We start from the raw sequence: 16095 nt of genomic DNA on the forward strand, positions 1-16095 counted from the left end.
TGACAATCATTATCATTCAACATAATTTGTCGCTCGATGTGTAGGACGGCCCCGTCCCCCAGGCGTCCCACTAACCTATTGGCAGCAAGGTGATTTCCATGACGGAACAAGTATCCACAAGCAGGTGCGATTCACCGCTACTTCAGGCATTCGTCGACAATCGACTGATTCTGGTCAAGATTGCAGCCCGCATTACCGGCTGCCGGTCACGCGCCGAAGATGTGGTGCAGGATGCGTTCTTCCGACTGCAATCGGCGCCGCCGATCACGTCGTCGATCAAGGCCCAGCTGAGTTATCTGTTCCAGATCGTGCGCAATCTGGCCATCGATCACTACCGCAAGCAGGCGCTGGAGCAGAAGTACGCCGGCCCCGAGGAGGAAGGGTTGAACGTGGTCATTCAGGGCGCCTCGCCGGAAACCTCACACATCAACTTCTCGACCCTGGAACACATCGCCGACGCGCTGACCGAGCTGCCGGTCCGCACCCGCTATGCGTTCGAGATGTACCGTCTGCACGGCGTGCCGCAGAAGGACATCGCCAAGGAACTCGGCGTTTCGCCGACCCTGGTCAACTTCATGATTCGTGATGCGCTGGTGCACTGCCGCAAGGTCTCGAGCAGTCGCGCTGATGCAGTGACCGCAAACCGTCGCTGATAAAAACCGGTCGCAAAAAAAGATCGCAGCCTTCGTCGAAGAGCTGCGATCTTTTTTGTTTTCAGCGCAATGTCACACCAGCGTGCACCGGTCGAAGAACCGCTCGCGACCGAGAATCATCAGCGCCGCGCGCTTGTGCGGGAAGTCGAATTCCTTCTCGCAGTGGAAGCACTGGTTGTGCATATGGCCGATCATCTTCGCGTTGTCGGCGCGCGGTTCGGCGACCACTCGCTGAGTGCGAGGATCATCCAGGAACAGGTAGTGCACCAACGCCGACAGCCAGCTCGCCACTTTGTGCGGCCCGCGATGGTTTTCTTCCCCGACCAGCATGTGGATGCCGCGGTCGTAATTGTCAGCATCGTAGAACGGCGCGATGCGATCTTCCTTGGCCCAGTAGGCTTCGAAATAAGCGAACGGCTGGTCGTCGAAACAGCCAATCAACGTCAGCGTGTGCGGATCGGCCTCGAGCTTGCTCAGGTACTCGCGATGCTGCTCGAGGCTGCCCTCCTCCTGCCAGAAACTGGCGACTCGCGGACTGTTCTGCCAGCGATTGAAACGCGCAAGATCCTGCTCGATCTCAACCGTACGCAGGGAAATCCACGCACCGAGACGCGCATCGAAACGCCGATAAACCTCACCCCTCGGTTTCACCGGTCGCAGCGGATGGCGTTTGCCGTTGCTGATGACCATCTGCTGCGGGTAGCTGCCAGTCAGCGAAGCCCCAAGCCAGGGTTGCGGCAGTTGCCAGAACAGCGTGCGCTCGCAGCGATATTCACCCGCCACTTCAGTACTCACCAGCAAACCGCTGAGCAAGGCTTCGGTCGGCGGCTGATCCAGTTGCCAGATCAATTGCTGGCGCGCCGGATCCCGGGCAAACAGCCAATAGCAGGCGGCCCACAGCGCCTGGCCTGGTGGCAATGCAAAGCGTTCATCGATCTGGATCGGCCCCCGGCCTTCACGATCGAGGCGCAGGCGAATCAGCGGTTGCCCGTCCAGGCTCAGGCTCAGACGGCTTTCAGTGGCATCGGCTATCAGTTGACTGCCCGAAGGCAAGGCCAGGGCAGTCAGGTCATTCAGATTGGACATGGGTCGGGCTCACGATAATCGTCGACAGTTCAACGATGGGACGTGAGCCGTTTATGAAAATTTAGTCTTTGCGATTGAAATCAGACGACTCACAGCTCTCTGACGCGAATGTTGTCGATTTCGAAATCGTTTCCATCATTGCCGGATGCATAACTTTTTACCCGAAGCGTCGTATCTTGCTCTGTCGCGACAAAAGTACCGGAAAGAATTTGCCAACTTGTCAGAGCGAAGGGAGTCTGTTCTGTCACCGAATTAGAACCGGCTTCAAGTGACAGGATAGGGACAGGTGCGATGCTATTTCTACGTCTTACCGACAAGCTGAAATCATACCTGTGACCTACTGCGAGACCGGTTAACTTCTTAACAAGGAGCTCGCCAGCGGGCTTAGACGCGGTATCCGAAATCAGAATTCCATTCCTCAGAATCACATCTCCCAGACGCATGTCCGAACCAACCTCCCAATTGTTCCAGTCACCATTTTCGAATGTAGTCATATCATCGATGGGCTCCCGTATCTGAAGACTCAGTGGCGGAAACAACAGTGGGCAATCACAGCCAACACTATTCAATGCGACCTGAAAAACAAACACCAGATGGCTGTTGTGTTTCAGATCCTGCAGATAACTCCACTCAATCGTTCTATGCCAGCCCTCTTCATACTCTTTCCGAGTAACTGGCTCGGCATCAGCGACGCACAACATCAGCGCAGTGCCATCCGTGTTCTGCCCACAGGCATGCAATGTCGCCAATTGGTTCTCGGTCATGAACGGCCATCGCGAGACTTCAACCTTCACACCGGTCGATTCCTCAGGCCTGTTCAGAGTCAGGACATCGCCGACAGCTTGTTCGGCTACGGGCGTGGGCACGCAATGCAGGGAAACAGGATATGGGGCCGGCATGAGGTATTCCTCTGTGTGGGGTCCTCCTCACAACGAGTAGAACCTGACAGGAATCAAACCCCCGGCAGACACGGGCCGTCTACTGTCAGATCTGACAGGTGACAACGCAAAACCGATAAACGGCAGTCCCTGCGATCGCAGTGCACTGGCTATTTAGGGACCGGCACCACCGCAATCTTGTACGGATCGAAGATCTTCAGCATCTGCCCACTGTCGCGCAGCCCTTGCAGCAACTTGCCGAACGCCTCACCGGTGATTGGCGCTTTCGGACTGAGAATCGCGTAATGGTGGTAGATCTGGTCGATGCGCTGGGACACCAGCAACTCGTCGCGCACCTTTTCGTTGCGCAGCAGGTAATCGAACAGGTACGAGCGGGTCACCAACGCAATGTCCGCGCGCCCGCGCAAGACCATCAGCAGGTTGCTGTCGTGGGAATAGGTCAGTGTGGCGCTGTAGGTTTCAGCGAGGTACTTGGGATCGGCGTTGAAGTTGGCGAATTCGTAGTGATAGCCGCTGTACAGCGCCAGCCGTTTGCCCTTGAGATCAGCGAAGTAATTCTGCTGGCGACCGGGCTTGTTCTGGGCGACGAAAATCTCTGCGTCCTCAAGCCCCATGTCGACGGTGATGTGGGGAATGTCTTTCCAGCCCCACTCAGGGTTTTCGAAGATCGCCATGTCAGTGCGGCTGTCCTTGAAATCGCCGAACCGGCGAGGAATCGAGGTGGGCACCAGTTCGAAGCGATAGTCGCTCTGAGCGCTGTTCAAAGCCGCGACCAACTCGGGCAGCAGGCCGGTGTCGGCGCCATTTTCCGGGCGAATGGTGTAGGGCGGAAAATGCGCCGCGCCCACCCGAACCACTTGCGCCGCCGGAGCAGGCAATACCCATAATGCAGCCAGCGCTGCGAGCATCAGCCCGGCGGCCGTCCGAATTGGCGAAGACTTCAAAACACCCCACTCCCCGAAAAAGTACCGATCATTGCATTCAAGCTAGGCGGTTTCGCCAAGTTAGCCAGTTTCCCGACCCGATAGAAAGCGCCTAGCGCTCTTCGAGCACCAGAATCAGCGCCTCTTCGGCCAGTTGATCCAGACTCAGACTGCCGCCGGCACGGAACCATGTGGTGGTCCAGGACAATGCGCCCGTGAGAAAACGTCGGGTAATGAACACGTCGCCACGGATGAACCCCGCCTCTTTGGCTTCGCCCAGCACTTGCAGCCAGAGGTCTTCGTAGATGTCGCGCAGCGCCAGCACTTTGGTCTGACCGTCTTCGGACAGCGAGCGCCACTCATACACCAGCACCGCCATCGCCTCGCCGCTGCCGCCCATGATCGACTGCAATTCGCAGCGGATCAGCGCCAGCACCCGCTCACGCACATCGGCGGCATCGGCAAGGGCTGCGCGCATCAGCGCGGTGTTGTAGCGGATGGTTTCCTCCATCACCGCCCGCAGGATTTCATCCTTGCTCTTGAAGTGATGAAAGATGCTGCCGGACTGGATCCCCACGGCACCGGCCAGATCGCGCACGGTGGTGCGCTCGTAGCCTTTGTTGCGGAACAGGTGGGCCGCCACTTGCAGCAATTTGCCGCGAGCGCTGTCCGGATCGGTCAGCTGGCCGGCATCGACCAGTTCACGCATGACCCTCAGGGCTTTTTGCTCGTCCACCCGTTCTCTCCTACAGTCGATCAGTCAAATGCGCCGCACGCCGCAGAAACGGCGGGGTTGCGCGGGCAATTTAAGCCGCCGGCGGTGACCAAGCAAGCGCTTGGGCAGAAGATAATTTCAGCTGTTTACAAACCAAGCGCTTGCTTGGTAGCCTCGATGCACTTCTGTCACAGGTTGCTGAGTCGGAGATCAAAATGCCCACCACGGTTCGCATCGGATGCGCCAGCGCATTCTGGGGAGACACCTCGACCGCCGCCGCGCAGCTCGTGGCCGCAGGACAGCTGGATTATCTGGTCTTCGACTACCTCGCCGAAATCACCATGTCGATCATGGCCGGCGCCCGCATGAAGGATCCGCAGGCCGGGTTCGCCGGCGATTTCATCGAAGTCCTCGCGCCCCTGCTGCCGCAACTGGCCGAACAGAACATTCGCGTTATCAGCAATGCCGGCGGGGTCAATCCAAAGGCCTGTGCCGCCGCGCTGCAAGCGGCCTGCGACAAGGCCGGCGTATCGTTGAAAATCGCCGTGCTGTCGGGCGATGACCTGCAACCCCACTTCAAACACCTCGCCTCCCAAGGCATTACGGAAATGTTCAGCGGCGCCCCGCTGCCGCCGATGTGCGTGTCGACCAACGCTTACCTCGGCGCGCCGGGCATTGTCGAAGCACTGCGCCTGGGCGCCGACATCGTCATCACCGGCCGGGTGGTCGACAGCGCAGTGGTCAGCGCCGCGCTGGTGCATGAATTCGACTGGTCGTGGCACGACTACGACAAACTCGCGCAAGCCGCCCTGGCCGGGCACATCATCGAATGTGGCGCGCAGTGCACCGGCGGTAATTTCACCGACTGGCGCGACGTCCCGGATTACGAACACATCGGTTTCCCGATCGTCGAGGTCAGCGCCGACGGTCAGTTCATCGTCAGCAAACCCGAAGGCTCCGGCGGGCTGGTCACGCCGCTGACTGTCGGCGAGCAGATGCTCTACGAAATCGGTGATCCACAGGCTTATCTGTTGCCCGATGTGGTCTGCGATTTCAGCCAGGTCAAACTCCAGCAACAAGGCAAGAACGCCGTCCGGGTCCACGGTGCCAAAGGCTTGCCGCCCAGCGACCAATACAAGGTCAGCGCAACGTACCCGGACGGATTCCGTTGCACCGCCAGTTGCCTGATCGCCGGCATCGATGCCGTGGAGAAAGCCCGGCGCGTCAGCCAGGCGATCCTCGACAAGACCTCGGAAATGCTCGAACAGAAAGGCCTCGGTCCCTACACCGAAACCGATGTCGAACTGCTCGGCAGCGAAGCCACCTACGGTCCTCACGGCCAGCGTCGGGACAGCCGCGAAGTGGTGATCAAACTCGCCGTGCGCCACCCGAACAAACAAGCCTTGATCCTGTTCTCCCGGGAGATCGCCCAGGCCGCCACCGGCATGGCGCCGGGCCTCACCGGTATCGTCGGCGGGCGGCCGACGGTGTATCCGCTGATCCGGCTGTTCTCGTTCCTGATCGACAAAAGCGCCTGCACCTTGCAGATCGACATCGCCGGCGAATCTCACCCGCTCGCCCTGCCCGTCCCCGCCGCCCTCGACAGTCAGGATCTGCCCCTGCCCCACGAAACGCCCAAACCCCAGGGCCGCGCCGACGCGAGTGTGCCACTGGTGAAGCTGGCGGTGGCGCGCTCCGGCGACAAGGGCAATCACAGCAATATTGGCGTCATGCCGCGCCGTCCCGAATACCTTCCGTGGATCGCCGAAGCGCTGACCCCGGCGGTGGTCGTGGACTGGATGAGCCATGTCCTCGACCCGATTCACGGCCGGGTCGAGCGCTGGTATCTGCCGGGCACCCACAGCCTCAACTTTCTGCTGGAAAACGCCCTCGGTGGTGGTGGCGTGGCGAGCCTGCGCATCGACCCGCAAGGCAAGGCCTTCGCCCAACAACTACTGGAAATCCAGATCCCGGTGCCGCAGAGCATCGCCGAACAGTTCGACTAGAGGATTGGCACCATGGCGTTCGAATCGATTTTCAGGGCTGATCTGTTCAGCGGTCAGACCGTCATCGTCACCGGCGGCGGCAGTGGCATCGGGCGTTGCACCGCCCATGAACTCGCGGCGCTCGGGGCCAACGTGGTGCTGGTCGGTCGCAAGCCGGAAAAGCTGCAAACCGTCGCCGCCGAGATTGCCGAGGACGGCGGTCGCGCCCACTGGAAGGCCTGCGATATTCGTGACGAAGAAGCGGTGAAGACACTGGTCAGCGAACTGATCCGCGAACACGGCCCGATCCACGGGCTGGTCAACAATGCCGGCGGCCAGTACCCGTCGCCCCTGGCCTCGATCAATCAGAAAGGCTTCGAAACCGTACTGCGCACCAATCTGGTCGGCGGTTTCCTGATGGCCCGGGAAGTGTTCAACCAGTCGATGAGCAAACACGGCGGCAACATCGTCAACATGCTCGCCGACATGTGGGGCGGCATGCCCGGCATGGGCCACTCCGGCGCCGCGCGTTCGGGCATGGACAACTTCACCAAAACAGCGGCGTTCGAATGGGGTTATGCCGGCGTTCGAGTGAATGCGGTAGCCCCGGGGTGGATCGCTTCCAGCGGCATGGACACTTACGAAGGCGCGTTCAAAGCGGTGATCCCGACCTTGCGCGAACACGTGCCGCTCAAGCGCATCGGCACCGAATCGGAAGTCAGCGCGGCGATCGTGTTTCTGCTCAGCCCCGCTGCCGCGTTCATCAGCGGCAGCACCTTGCGCATCGACGGCGCGGCCAGTCTGGGCAGTCGTGCGTGGCCGTTGCACAAGGCGACCCACAGCGAATCCTTCAACGGTTTTCACCGGGCTTACATGCCGGATGTCTTGAAGGACAAGGAGTAAGCCATGCCGGTCATTCAATCCCGACTCGACCCACACAGCGAAGCCTTCGCCCGCAACCGCGCAGCGATGCTCACCGCCATCGAGCAAGTCCAGCAACTCGAACAGAACCTGCTGAACAAGGCGGCCGAGGCCAAACCGAAATTCGACAAGCGCGGGCAACTGCTGCCCCGTGAACGTCTGAATCTGTTGCTCGACCCCGGCGCGCCGTTCCTCGAACTGGCGAGCCTGGCCGGCTACAAACTGCACGACGACAAGGACGGCAGTTCGGCCGGTGGCGGCTTGATCGCCGGCATCGGTTACGTGTCCGGTGTGCGCGCCTTGATCGTGGCGAATAACAGCGCAATCAAGGGCGGGACGATTTCCCCGTCGGGTCTGAAAAAATCCCTGCGCCTGCAACAGATCGCCCAGGAAAACAAACTGCCGGTCATCACCCTCGCCGAAAGCGGCGGCGCCAACCTCAATTACGCGGCAGAAATTTTCGTCGAAGGCGCACGCAGCTTTGCCAATCAGGCGCGGATGTCGGCCATGGGTTTGCCGCAGATCACTGTGGTGCACGGCTCGGCCACCGCCGGCGGTGCCTATCAGCCGGGGCTGTCGGATTACGTGGTGGTGGTGCGCGGCAAGGCCAAGCTGTTTCTCGCCGGTCCCCCATTGCTTAAAGCGGCGACCGGTGAAGTCGCCACCGACGAAGAACTGGGCGGCGCCGAGATGCACGCGCAAGTCGCCGGCACCGCCGAATACCTGGCCGAAAACGACGCTGATGGCGTGCGTCAGGTGCGGGAAATCGTCAGCCTGCTGAACTGGAACGAGCAACTGCCGTGGCTGCCCGAGCCGCAATTCAAAGAGCCGCTGTACCCCATCGACGAACTGCTCGGCCTGATCCCGGACGACCCGAAAAAACCCTACGACGTACGCGAAATCATTGCGCGGATCGCCGATGAGTCGCGCTTCCTGGAGTTCAAGGGCGAGTTCGATCAGCAGACCGTCTGTGGCCACCTGAAGATTCAGGGTCGCGCCTGCGGCTTCATCGGCAACAACGGCCCGATCACGCCCAATGGTGCGAGCAAGGCGGCGCAGTTCATTCAACTGTGTGACCAGAGCCAGACGCCGCTGCTGTTTTTCCATAACACCACCGGGTTCATGGTCGGCACCGAATCGGAACAGCACGGCGTGATCAAGCACGGCTCGAAACTGATCCAGGCCGTGGCCAATGCGCGGGTGCCGAAACTGACGATCGTGGTCGGAGGTTCTTACGGCGCGGGCAACTACGCGATGTGTGGACGCGGGCTCGATCCGCGCTTCATCTTCGCCTGGCCCAACAGCCGCACGGCGGTGATGGGCGGCGCCCAGGCCGGCAAGGTGCTGCGCATCGTCACCGAAGCCAAACAGCTCAAGGACGGCCTGGTGCCCGACCCGAAAATGCTCGACATGCTGGAGCAGGTCACCGCGCAGAAACTCGACAGCCAGTCCACCGCCCTCTACGGCAGCGCCAACCTGTGGGACGACGGGCTGATCGATCCACGCGACACCCGCACCCTGCTCGGTTACCTGCTGGACATCTGCCACGAAGCCGACGTGCGCACGCTGCAACCCAACAGCTTCGGCGTCAGCCGGTTCTGACCGCCACGGATTAAAGGAGAACAATAAAAATGATCTTCACCCCGGAACACGAAGCTCTGCGCCGCACCGTCCGCCAGTTCGTCGAGCACGAGATCAACCCCCATGTCGATGAATGGGAAAAGGCCGGGCGCTTTCCGATCCACGAGATTTTCCGCAAGGCCGGCGACCTCGGTCTGCTGGGGATTTCCAAGCCGGAAAAATTCGGCGGCATGGGCCTGGATTACAGCTATTCGATCGTCGCCGCCGAAGAGTTCGGCACCATCCACTGCGGCGGCATTCCGATGTCGATCGGCGTGCAGACCGACATGTGCACCCCCGCCCTCGCCCGTTTCGGCTCCGATGAACTGCGCGAAGAATTCCTGCGTCCGGCGATCACCGGCGAGCAGGTCGGTTGCATCGGCGTCTCGGAAGTCGGCGCCGGCTCCGATGTCGCCGGGCTCAAGACCACCGCGCGCAAGGATGGCGACGACTATGTGATCAACGGCAGCAAAATGTGGATCACCAACTCGCCGAGCGCCGACTTCATCTGCCTGCTGGCCAACACATCGGACGACAAGCCGCATATCAACAAATCGCTGATCATGGTGCCGATGAACACGCCGGGCATCAGCCTCAGTTCGCATCTGGACAAGCTCGGCATGCGCAGCTCGGAAACCGCTCAGGTGTTTTTCGACAACGTGCGCGTGCCCCAGCGCAATCGCATCGGCCATGAAGGCGCCGGGTTCATGATGCAGATGCTGCAGTTCCAGGAGGAACGTCTGTTCGGCGCGGCCAACATGATCAAGGGCCTGGAATACTGCGTCGACAGCACCATCGAGTACTGCAAGGAACGCAAAACCTTCGGCAACGCGCTGATCGACAACCAGGTGATCCACTTCCGCCTCGCCGAATTGCAGACCGAAATCGAATGCCTGCGGGCGCTGGTCTATCAGGCCACCGAGCAATACGTCAAAGGCCAGGACGTCACCCGACTGGCCTCGATGGCCAAGCTCAAGGCCGGGCGCCTCGGCCGTGAAGTCAGCGACAGTTGCCTGCAATACTGGGGCGGCATGGGCTTCATGTGGGACAACCCGGTAGCCCGCGCCTACCGCGACGTGCGGCTGGTGTCGATTGGCGGCGGCGCCGATGAAATCATGCTGGGGATCATCTGCAAACTGATGGGCATCCTGCCGGGGAAAAAGAAATGAGCGCCCTGCCCGATTGCCAGACGCTGCTGCTGGAGCGGCACAACGGCGTGTTGCACATCACCCTCAATCGCCCGGACAGCCGCAACGCCATGAGCCTGCAAATGGTCGCCGAGTTACGCGCGGTGCTGGCCAACGTGCGCGATGACCGCAGTATTCGCGCGCTGGTGCTCAGCGGCGCCGGCGGGCATTTCTGCGCCGGCGGTGACATCAAGGACATGGCCAACGCCCGCGCTCAGGGCAGTGATGCCTATCGCGAATTGAACCGAGTCTTCGGATCGTTGCTGGAAGAAGCACAGCACGCACCGCAAGTGCTGATCACGGTGCTACAAGGCGCGGTGCTCGGGGGCGGCTTCGGCCTGGCCTGTGTCAGCGATATCGCCATCGCCGATCATCAAGCGCAATTCGGTTTGCCGGAAACCAGCCTCGGCCTGCTGCCGGCGCAGATCGCACCGTTTGTGGTGCAGCGCATCGGCCTGACCGAGACCCGACGCCTGGCCCTGACCGCCGCCCGCTTCGACGGCCATCAGGCCCGGCGTCTGGGGCTGGTGCATTTTGTCGAACAGGATCCACAGGCGCTCGCCGAGCGACTGGATGAAGTGCTCGATCATGTCTTGTGTTGTGCCCCCGAGGCGAATGCTGTGACGAAAAAACTGCTGCTGGCCAGCGCCGGCCAGCCGTCGAGTGAGTTGCTGGATGAAGCGGCGCAGTGGTTCAGCGCAGCGGTGACCGGCGCCGAAGGCATCGAAGGCACGATGGCGTTTGTGCAAAAGCGCAAACCGAGGTGGGCCTCCTGAAAGCTTCGTCGGAACGCCGCCCGGAGCAAGCCCGCGATGAGGCCCTTCAATTCACCGCCAAAAACTCAGGAAAATTATCATGCCAGCCCTCCACAAAATCCTGATCGCCAACCGCGGTGAAATCGCCTGCCGCATCCAGCGCACCGCCCAGGCCCTCGGTTATCGCACGGTCGCCGTTTTCAGCGATGCCGACGCTGACGCACTGCATGTCCAAATGGCGGACGAGGCCGTGAACATCGGCCCGGCACCCGTGCAGCAGTCCTACCTGAACATCCCGGCCATTCTCGACGCCGCCCGGCGCAGCGGCGCCGACGCCATCCATCCGGGCTACGGTTTTCTCTCGGAAAATGCCGAATTCGCCCGCGCCTGCAAACAGGCCGGCCTGACCTTCATCGGCCCCAGCGTCGAAGCCATCGAACTGATGGGCAGCAAACGACAGTCGAAAATCGCCATGCTCGCCGCCGGCGTCCCGTGCATCGCCGGCTATCAAGGCGCCGAGCAGGACGACGTGACGCTGACCCGCGAAGCCGAACGCATCGGTTACCCGTTGATGATCAAGGCCAGCGCCGGCGGTGGCGGGCGCGGCATGCGTCTGGTGCACAGCGTCGAGGAATTGCCAGCGCAATTGCGCACCTCCCGTTCGGAAGCATTGAACGGTTTCGGCAGTGATGAACTGATCCTCGAACAGGCGTTGATCGAGCCGCGACATGTCGAGGTGCAGCTGTTCGGCGACCATCACGGCAACCTGATCTACCTCGGCGAGCGCGACTGTTCGATTCAGCGCCGCCATCAGAAAGTCATTGAAGAAGCGCCCTGCCCGGTGATGAACGAAGAACTGCGCCAGGCGATGGGAGAAGCGGCACTCAAGGCCGGGCGTGCGGTGAACTACGTAGGTGCCGGCACCGTGGAGTTTTTGCTTGATACCGATGGCCGGTTCTACTTTCTGGAGATGAACACCCGGTTGCAGGTCGAACACCCGGTGACTGAACTGATTACCGGGCTGGATCTGGTGGCATGGCAGCTGTCGGTCGCCGAAGGTCAGCTGCTGCCGCTGACCCAGGCGCAGGTGAAACTCGATGGCCACGCGATGGAAGTGCGTCTCTACGCCGAAGATCCGGCCCAGGGTTTTCTGCCGCAGACCGGGCGCGTCGAAGCCTGGGTGCCGGCGCTGGATCGCGGCGCGCGGGTCGATCACGGCCTGATCGAAGGACAGTCGATTTCACCGTTCTACGACCCGATGCTCGGCAAACTGATCGCCCACGGCGCGACCCGTGAAGAGGCACGGCGCAAACTGCTGCGCGCCGTGCAGGACAGCGTGTTGCTTGGCGTGCAGAGCAATCAGCGCTTGCTCGCCAGCCTTTTGCAGCATCCGCAATTCATCAGCGGTGAGTTCGGCACTGGCTTCATCCCTCAACATTTCGCCGATCACGATTGCCTGCACGCCTATTCGCCCAGTGCCGAAGAGCTGGCCATCGCGGCGGTGATTTTTTACCAATCCGCCGCGCAACAACATCGCGCCCTGTTGTCCGGATGGCGCAACAACGCCGGCGCGCCGTTGCTCTATCGCATCGGCCTCGACGCCCGCGAATGGAACGTGCAACTGCGCGCCAGACCGGACAACACGTTTGAAGTGCAGGTCGCCGAACGTGTCATCAAACTCACGCTGGTCGAGCACACCGCCGTGGCCGTGACACTGGAAATCGATGGCCTGCGTCAGCGCCATGCCTGTCGCCTGCGCGACGACCAGCTCTGGCTGTTCACCCACCCCGGCAGCCTGCATCTGGTGGACCGAACTCAAGCGGTGATCGACAGTCAGACCAGCGTCAGTTCCGGCACATTGAAAGCGCCGATGGATGGCGCCATCATCGATGTGCTCGTCAGCGAAGGCAGCCCGGTCAGCAAGGGCCAACTGCTGGTGGTGCTGGAAGCGATGAAAATGGAGCATCCGCTCAAGGCCGGCATCGACGGCGTGCTCAAGCGGGTGCAGGTCAAGGTCGGCGATCAGGTAAAAAATCGTCAGGTTCTGTTGCAGGTCGAGTAGTCGCCGCGCGCATCCGCAAGGTTTGACTACGCTCTGAATAATCAGGACGCGGAAATCAGGAACCCTGCGATGCCCCATTGGCTGGTCATAGATCTGGAAGCCACCACCGATGAGGGTGGCTGGCCGGTTACGGAAATGGAGATCATCGAGATCGGCGCGACCCTGGTGGATCGCGCGGGTCGCGAGCAGGATCACTTTCAGCGCTTCGTCAAACCGACGCGGCGCCCCTTGTTGACGCCCTTTTGCCGCGAACTCACGCACATCACCCAGGCCAACATCGACGCGGCGCAGCCGTTGAGCGAAGTGTGGCCTGCGTTCGAGCGCTGGCTCGGTCAGCACCAGACGCGCCTTGAAGGCTGGGCCAGCTGGGGCGATTACGACCGCAAGCAGTTGCTTCAGGAATGGCAGCGCCTGCAACTCGACAGCGCCCTGAGCCGGGTGCCGCACATGAACCTCAAACAGCGCTTTGCCAAGGCCCGGCGCCTCGAACGGCCTCTGGGCCTCAATGGCGCGTTGCAACTGGCGGGGATGCAATTCAGCGGTCAACAACACCGGGCACTGGAGGATGCGCGCAATACCGCACGCCTGTTGCCACTGGTATTGCCACTCTAGACAGATGACGACGCCCGGAGCCTTGTGCATACTGGCCGCCCCTTTTTGACCCTTTTAAGCCCTTTTCGAGAGGAATCGCCCATGTTTAAAGTCAACGAGTACTTCGACGGCACCGTCAAGTCGATCGCTTTTGGCACCGCTGAAGGCCCTGCGACCATCGGCGTCATGGCCCCGGGCGAATACGAATTCGGCACCAGCCAGCGTGAAATCATGCACGTGGTTTCGGGCGCCTTGACCGTCAAACTGCCGGACAGCAGCGACTGGGAAACTTTCGCCGCGGGCAGCCAGTTCAATGTGCCAGCCAACAGCAAGTTCCAGCTGAAAGTGGCCGTCGACACCGCTTACCTGTGCGAATACCGCGGCTGAAACCCCGGTTTCCTGCGGTCATGAAAAATGCCCGTGTCCAAGGACACGGGCATTTTTCGTTTCAGGGCGGGTTATTCGAGGATTTCCACCGGCATGCCAACTTCGAGTCGACCGTTGCTGTCGTTGACCAGGTTCTGGCCGAACATCGCGCCGTCGGCCTGGGCACGGGTCTTCTGCAGGGTCGCCAGTGGTTCGCGGTCAGCGCTGCGCTCACCGGTCTGCGGATCGATCGTGGTGAGAATGCAGCGTGAGCAGGACTTGACCACGCGGAACTCGACATCGCCGATTCGAATCCGCTTCCAGCCATCCTCGGCGTAAGCATCACTGCCTTCGATCACCAGATTCGGCCGGAACCGCAGCATTTCCAGCGGACGCCCGACCGCCTGCGACAGGTGTTGCAGCGATGCCTCACCAATGAGCAGCAGTGGAAAGCCGTCGGCGAATGCCACTTGATCGTCGTCATTGCCGTACCCGGCCTGAGTCGTCCGGGCGCGATCCAGCGGCACTTGCACCAGGCGCGTCGGTTTGCCAATGAAATCGCTGACCCAGCGGGCCGCCTCTTCACCGGCATCCGGCACACGCAGGGTGTCACGCCAAATGGTCACGCCACGCAGGTTGTCGTCGCTGCCGGGCAAGGCAACATCGATTGCCGAATGCCCCGGCGCGCTGAGCGTCAGGCCACCGCTGGCGTTCCACAGCGCCGAGAGCTGGCTCATTTTCGCTTCGGCACGCTGGGTCAGGAACCGCCCGCTGGCCTCGTCCACCAGCATCCAGCGTCGGTCACCCTCAAGCCCCAGTTTGTCCAGGCCGATCCCTTGCAGGACCTCGCCCTTGGCGGATTTCAACGGGTAACGATAAAGCGCGCTCAGACGCAGCATGGCCAGCTCCCTGGTGGGTCAAAAACGCCACCCTATACGAGCTTTGTCAGCGAATCAAAGGCTGACGCGAGGTCAGCCTCGACAGGTTGATCAGGCCGGTACTTCGTCGAGCATCAGACGCTGGCGCACCACGTCGACCAATTTGTCCGGCTGGAACTTGGAGAGGAAATTGTCGCACCCGACCTTCCTCACCATCGAATCGTTAAAGCTGCCGGACAGCGAAGTGTGCAGCACCACATACAGGCCACGCAGGCGCGGGTCGTTGCGGATTTCGGTGGTCAGGCGATAGCCGTCCATTTCCGGCATTTCCGCGTCGGTGAACACCATCAGCAGTTTGTCGGTCATGTTCACCCCGGTGTCCGCCCAGGCCTTGAGCATGTTCAGGGCTTTCAGGCCGTCGCTGGCGATGTGCATCTTCACGCCCAACTGGCCGAGGGTGTCGCGCAATTGCGAGAGCGCCACGTTGGAGTCGTCCACCAGCAATACTTCGCGGCCACGGGCGCGTTCCAGCACCGGATCGTCCAGTTTGTCGCGCGAAACCTTGGCGTTGTACGGCACGATTTCGGCGAGGACTTTCTCGACGTCGATGATCTCCACCAGTTGATCGTCGACCTTGCTGATGGCCGTCAGGTAATGCTGGCGACCGGCGCTGGTCGGCGGCGGCAGGATGGCTTCCCAGTTCATGTTGACGATGCGGTCCACGCCACCGACGAGGAACGCCTGCACCGAACGGTTGTACTCGGTGACGATGATCGTGCTGTTCGGGCCTGGCACCAGCGGGCGCATGCCGATCGCCTGGGACAGGTCGATCACCGGCAGCGTCTGGCCGCGCAGATTGACCACACCGCAGACAAACGGGTGACGCTGGGGCATCAGGGTCAGTTTCGGCAACTGCAGGACTTCCTGAACCTTGAACACGTTGATCGCGAACAATTGGCGTCCCGCCAGTCGAAACATGAGAATTTCCAGGCGATTCTCACCCACCAGTTGCGTGCGTTGGTCTACCGTGTCGAGAATGCCGGCCATCAATGACTCCTGGGCTTGTTCTGATGAATTCACTATTGGGGGGTATCGGCTGAATCTGGCGGATCTTGATCCCGTCAAAAATCGCCAACAAAATGCCATGAACAGGCATTGATGTCACATTAACATCATGCTTTACTGGCTCCGCAGAAATCATCTGCTACATTCTCTTCGGCGCGACCCTGATTTGCGCCACAGGTTCCCATGCGTAAGGGAATCCCCTAGTGACAATCAGGCCCAACCTGATGTTCGCGATATCCAATAGCCATTAATGTGACGCCATTCTCATTGCATGAACGGAGTCAGGCTATTGTGTGCGATCGCAGTTCAGTGGAAACACATCCTCTTGAAACCCCAGGTCTGTGCCAATGCACACCGGGGCGCGGTCTCGCGACGGTTCATGATCGTCG

Annotated in this window: 15 protein-coding genes; 9 read left to right on the forward strand and 6 right to left on the reverse strand. The window is 60.9% G+C overall.

Features of this window, described 5'->3' with window-relative positions:
- The first annotated feature begins 98 nt into the window (after window positions 1-98).
- Window positions 99-653 carry an RNA polymerase factor sigma-70 gene (locus ACEN93_RS07825; RefSeq protein WP_011335256.1) on the forward strand — a complete coding sequence of 185 codons (555 nt, stop codon included), beginning with the start codon at window positions 99-101 and terminating at the stop codon, window positions 651-653.
- 72 nt (window positions 654-725) lie between these two features.
- Here ACEN93_RS07825 and ACEN93_RS07830 read toward each other — a convergent pair whose 3' ends face one another.
- The 4 genes from ACEN93_RS07830 to ACEN93_RS07845 form a co-directional block, all read right to left on the reverse strand.
- The gene (locus ACEN93_RS07830; protein ID WP_163976030.1) at window positions 726-1739 is read right to left on the reverse strand and encodes a GNAT family N-acetyltransferase; all 1014 of its coding nucleotides are present in this window, start codon (window positions 1737-1739) and stop codon (window positions 726-728) included.
- An 89-nt stretch (window positions 1740-1828) separates the two neighbouring features.
- Window positions 1829-2638 (reverse strand): carbohydrate binding domain-containing protein, encoded by an 810-nt coding sequence (locus ACEN93_RS07835; RefSeq protein WP_039770391.1) that lies wholly within the window; start codon window positions 2636-2638, stop codon window positions 1829-1831.
- A gap of 149 nt (window positions 2639-2787) precedes the next feature.
- Window positions 2788-3582 (reverse strand): substrate-binding periplasmic protein, encoded by a 795-nt coding sequence (locus ACEN93_RS07840; protein WP_495611276.1) that lies wholly within the window; start codon window positions 3580-3582, stop codon window positions 2788-2790.
- 91 nt (window positions 3583-3673) lie between these two features.
- On the reverse strand, window positions 3674-4297 hold the full coding sequence (locus ACEN93_RS07845) for a TetR/AcrR family transcriptional regulator (protein ID WP_039770393.1): 624 nt from the start codon (window positions 4295-4297) through the stop codon (window positions 3674-3676).
- Between the two features lie 194 nt (window positions 4298-4491).
- Between ACEN93_RS07845 and ACEN93_RS07850 the strand changes: the two genes are divergently transcribed.
- From ACEN93_RS07850 to ppnP, 8 genes are all read left to right on the forward strand, one after another.
- Complete coding sequence (locus tag ACEN93_RS07850) at window positions 4492-6282, forward strand: acyclic terpene utilization AtuA family protein (RefSeq protein WP_495611277.1); 1791 nt, start codon at window positions 4492-4494, stop codon at window positions 6280-6282.
- A 12-nt stretch (window positions 6283-6294) separates the two neighbouring features.
- Complete coding sequence (locus ACEN93_RS07855; protein ID WP_039770395.1) at window positions 6295-7164, forward strand: SDR family oxidoreductase; 870 nt, start codon at window positions 6295-6297, stop codon at window positions 7162-7164.
- Window positions 7165-7167: 3 nt separating this feature from the next.
- Window positions 7168-8784 (forward strand): geranyl-CoA carboxylase subunit beta, encoded by a 1617-nt coding sequence (atuC, locus tag ACEN93_RS07860; RefSeq protein WP_495611278.1) that lies wholly within the window; start codon window positions 7168-7170, stop codon window positions 8782-8784.
- Between the two features lie 29 nt (window positions 8785-8813).
- Window positions 8814-9971 carry a citronellyl-CoA dehydrogenase gene (gene atuD / locus ACEN93_RS07865; protein ID WP_007908685.1) on the forward strand — a complete coding sequence of 386 codons (1158 nt, stop codon included), beginning with the start codon at window positions 8814-8816 and terminating at the stop codon, window positions 9969-9971.
- The gene (locus ACEN93_RS07870) at window positions 9968-10765 is read left to right on the forward strand and encodes an enoyl-CoA hydratase/isomerase family protein (protein ID WP_495611279.1); all 798 of its coding nucleotides are present in this window, start codon (window positions 9968-9970) and stop codon (window positions 10763-10765) included. Before atuD ends, ACEN93_RS07870 begins: the two co-directional genes overlap by 4 nt.
- Window positions 10766-10844: 79 nt before the next feature.
- Complete coding sequence (locus tag ACEN93_RS07875; RefSeq protein WP_495611280.1) at window positions 10845-12806, forward strand: acetyl/propionyl/methylcrotonyl-CoA carboxylase subunit alpha; 1962 nt, start codon at window positions 10845-10847, stop codon at window positions 12804-12806.
- A 69-nt stretch (window positions 12807-12875) separates the two neighbouring features.
- Complete coding sequence (locus tag ACEN93_RS07880; RefSeq protein ID WP_039770400.1) at window positions 12876-13418, forward strand: 3'-5' exonuclease; 543 nt, start codon at window positions 12876-12878, stop codon at window positions 13416-13418.
- 81 nt (window positions 13419-13499) lie between these two features.
- Window positions 13500-13784 carry a pyrimidine/purine nucleoside phosphorylase gene (ppnP, locus tag ACEN93_RS07885; protein WP_007940055.1) on the forward strand — a complete coding sequence of 95 codons (285 nt, stop codon included), beginning with the start codon at window positions 13500-13502 and terminating at the stop codon, window positions 13782-13784.
- Window positions 13785-13855: 71 nt separating this feature from the next.
- On the opposite strand, the gene ACEN93_RS07890 is transcribed toward ppnP, so the two are convergent.
- Both ACEN93_RS07890 and ACEN93_RS07895 read right to left on the reverse strand, forming a co-directional pair.
- Window positions 13856-14662, reverse strand: coding sequence for an MOSC domain-containing protein (locus tag ACEN93_RS07890; RefSeq protein ID WP_074687955.1), 807 nt, complete (start codon window positions 14660-14662; stop codon window positions 13856-13858).
- 90 nt (window positions 14663-14752) lie between these two features.
- The gene (locus tag ACEN93_RS07895; protein WP_495611281.1) at window positions 14753-15688 is read right to left on the reverse strand and encodes a chemotaxis protein CheV; all 936 of its coding nucleotides are present in this window, start codon (window positions 15686-15688) and stop codon (window positions 14753-14755) included.
- Between the last annotated feature and the right edge of the window lie 407 nt (window positions 15689-16095).

The organism is Pseudomonas sp. Pseusp21 (genome assembly GCF_059492145.1).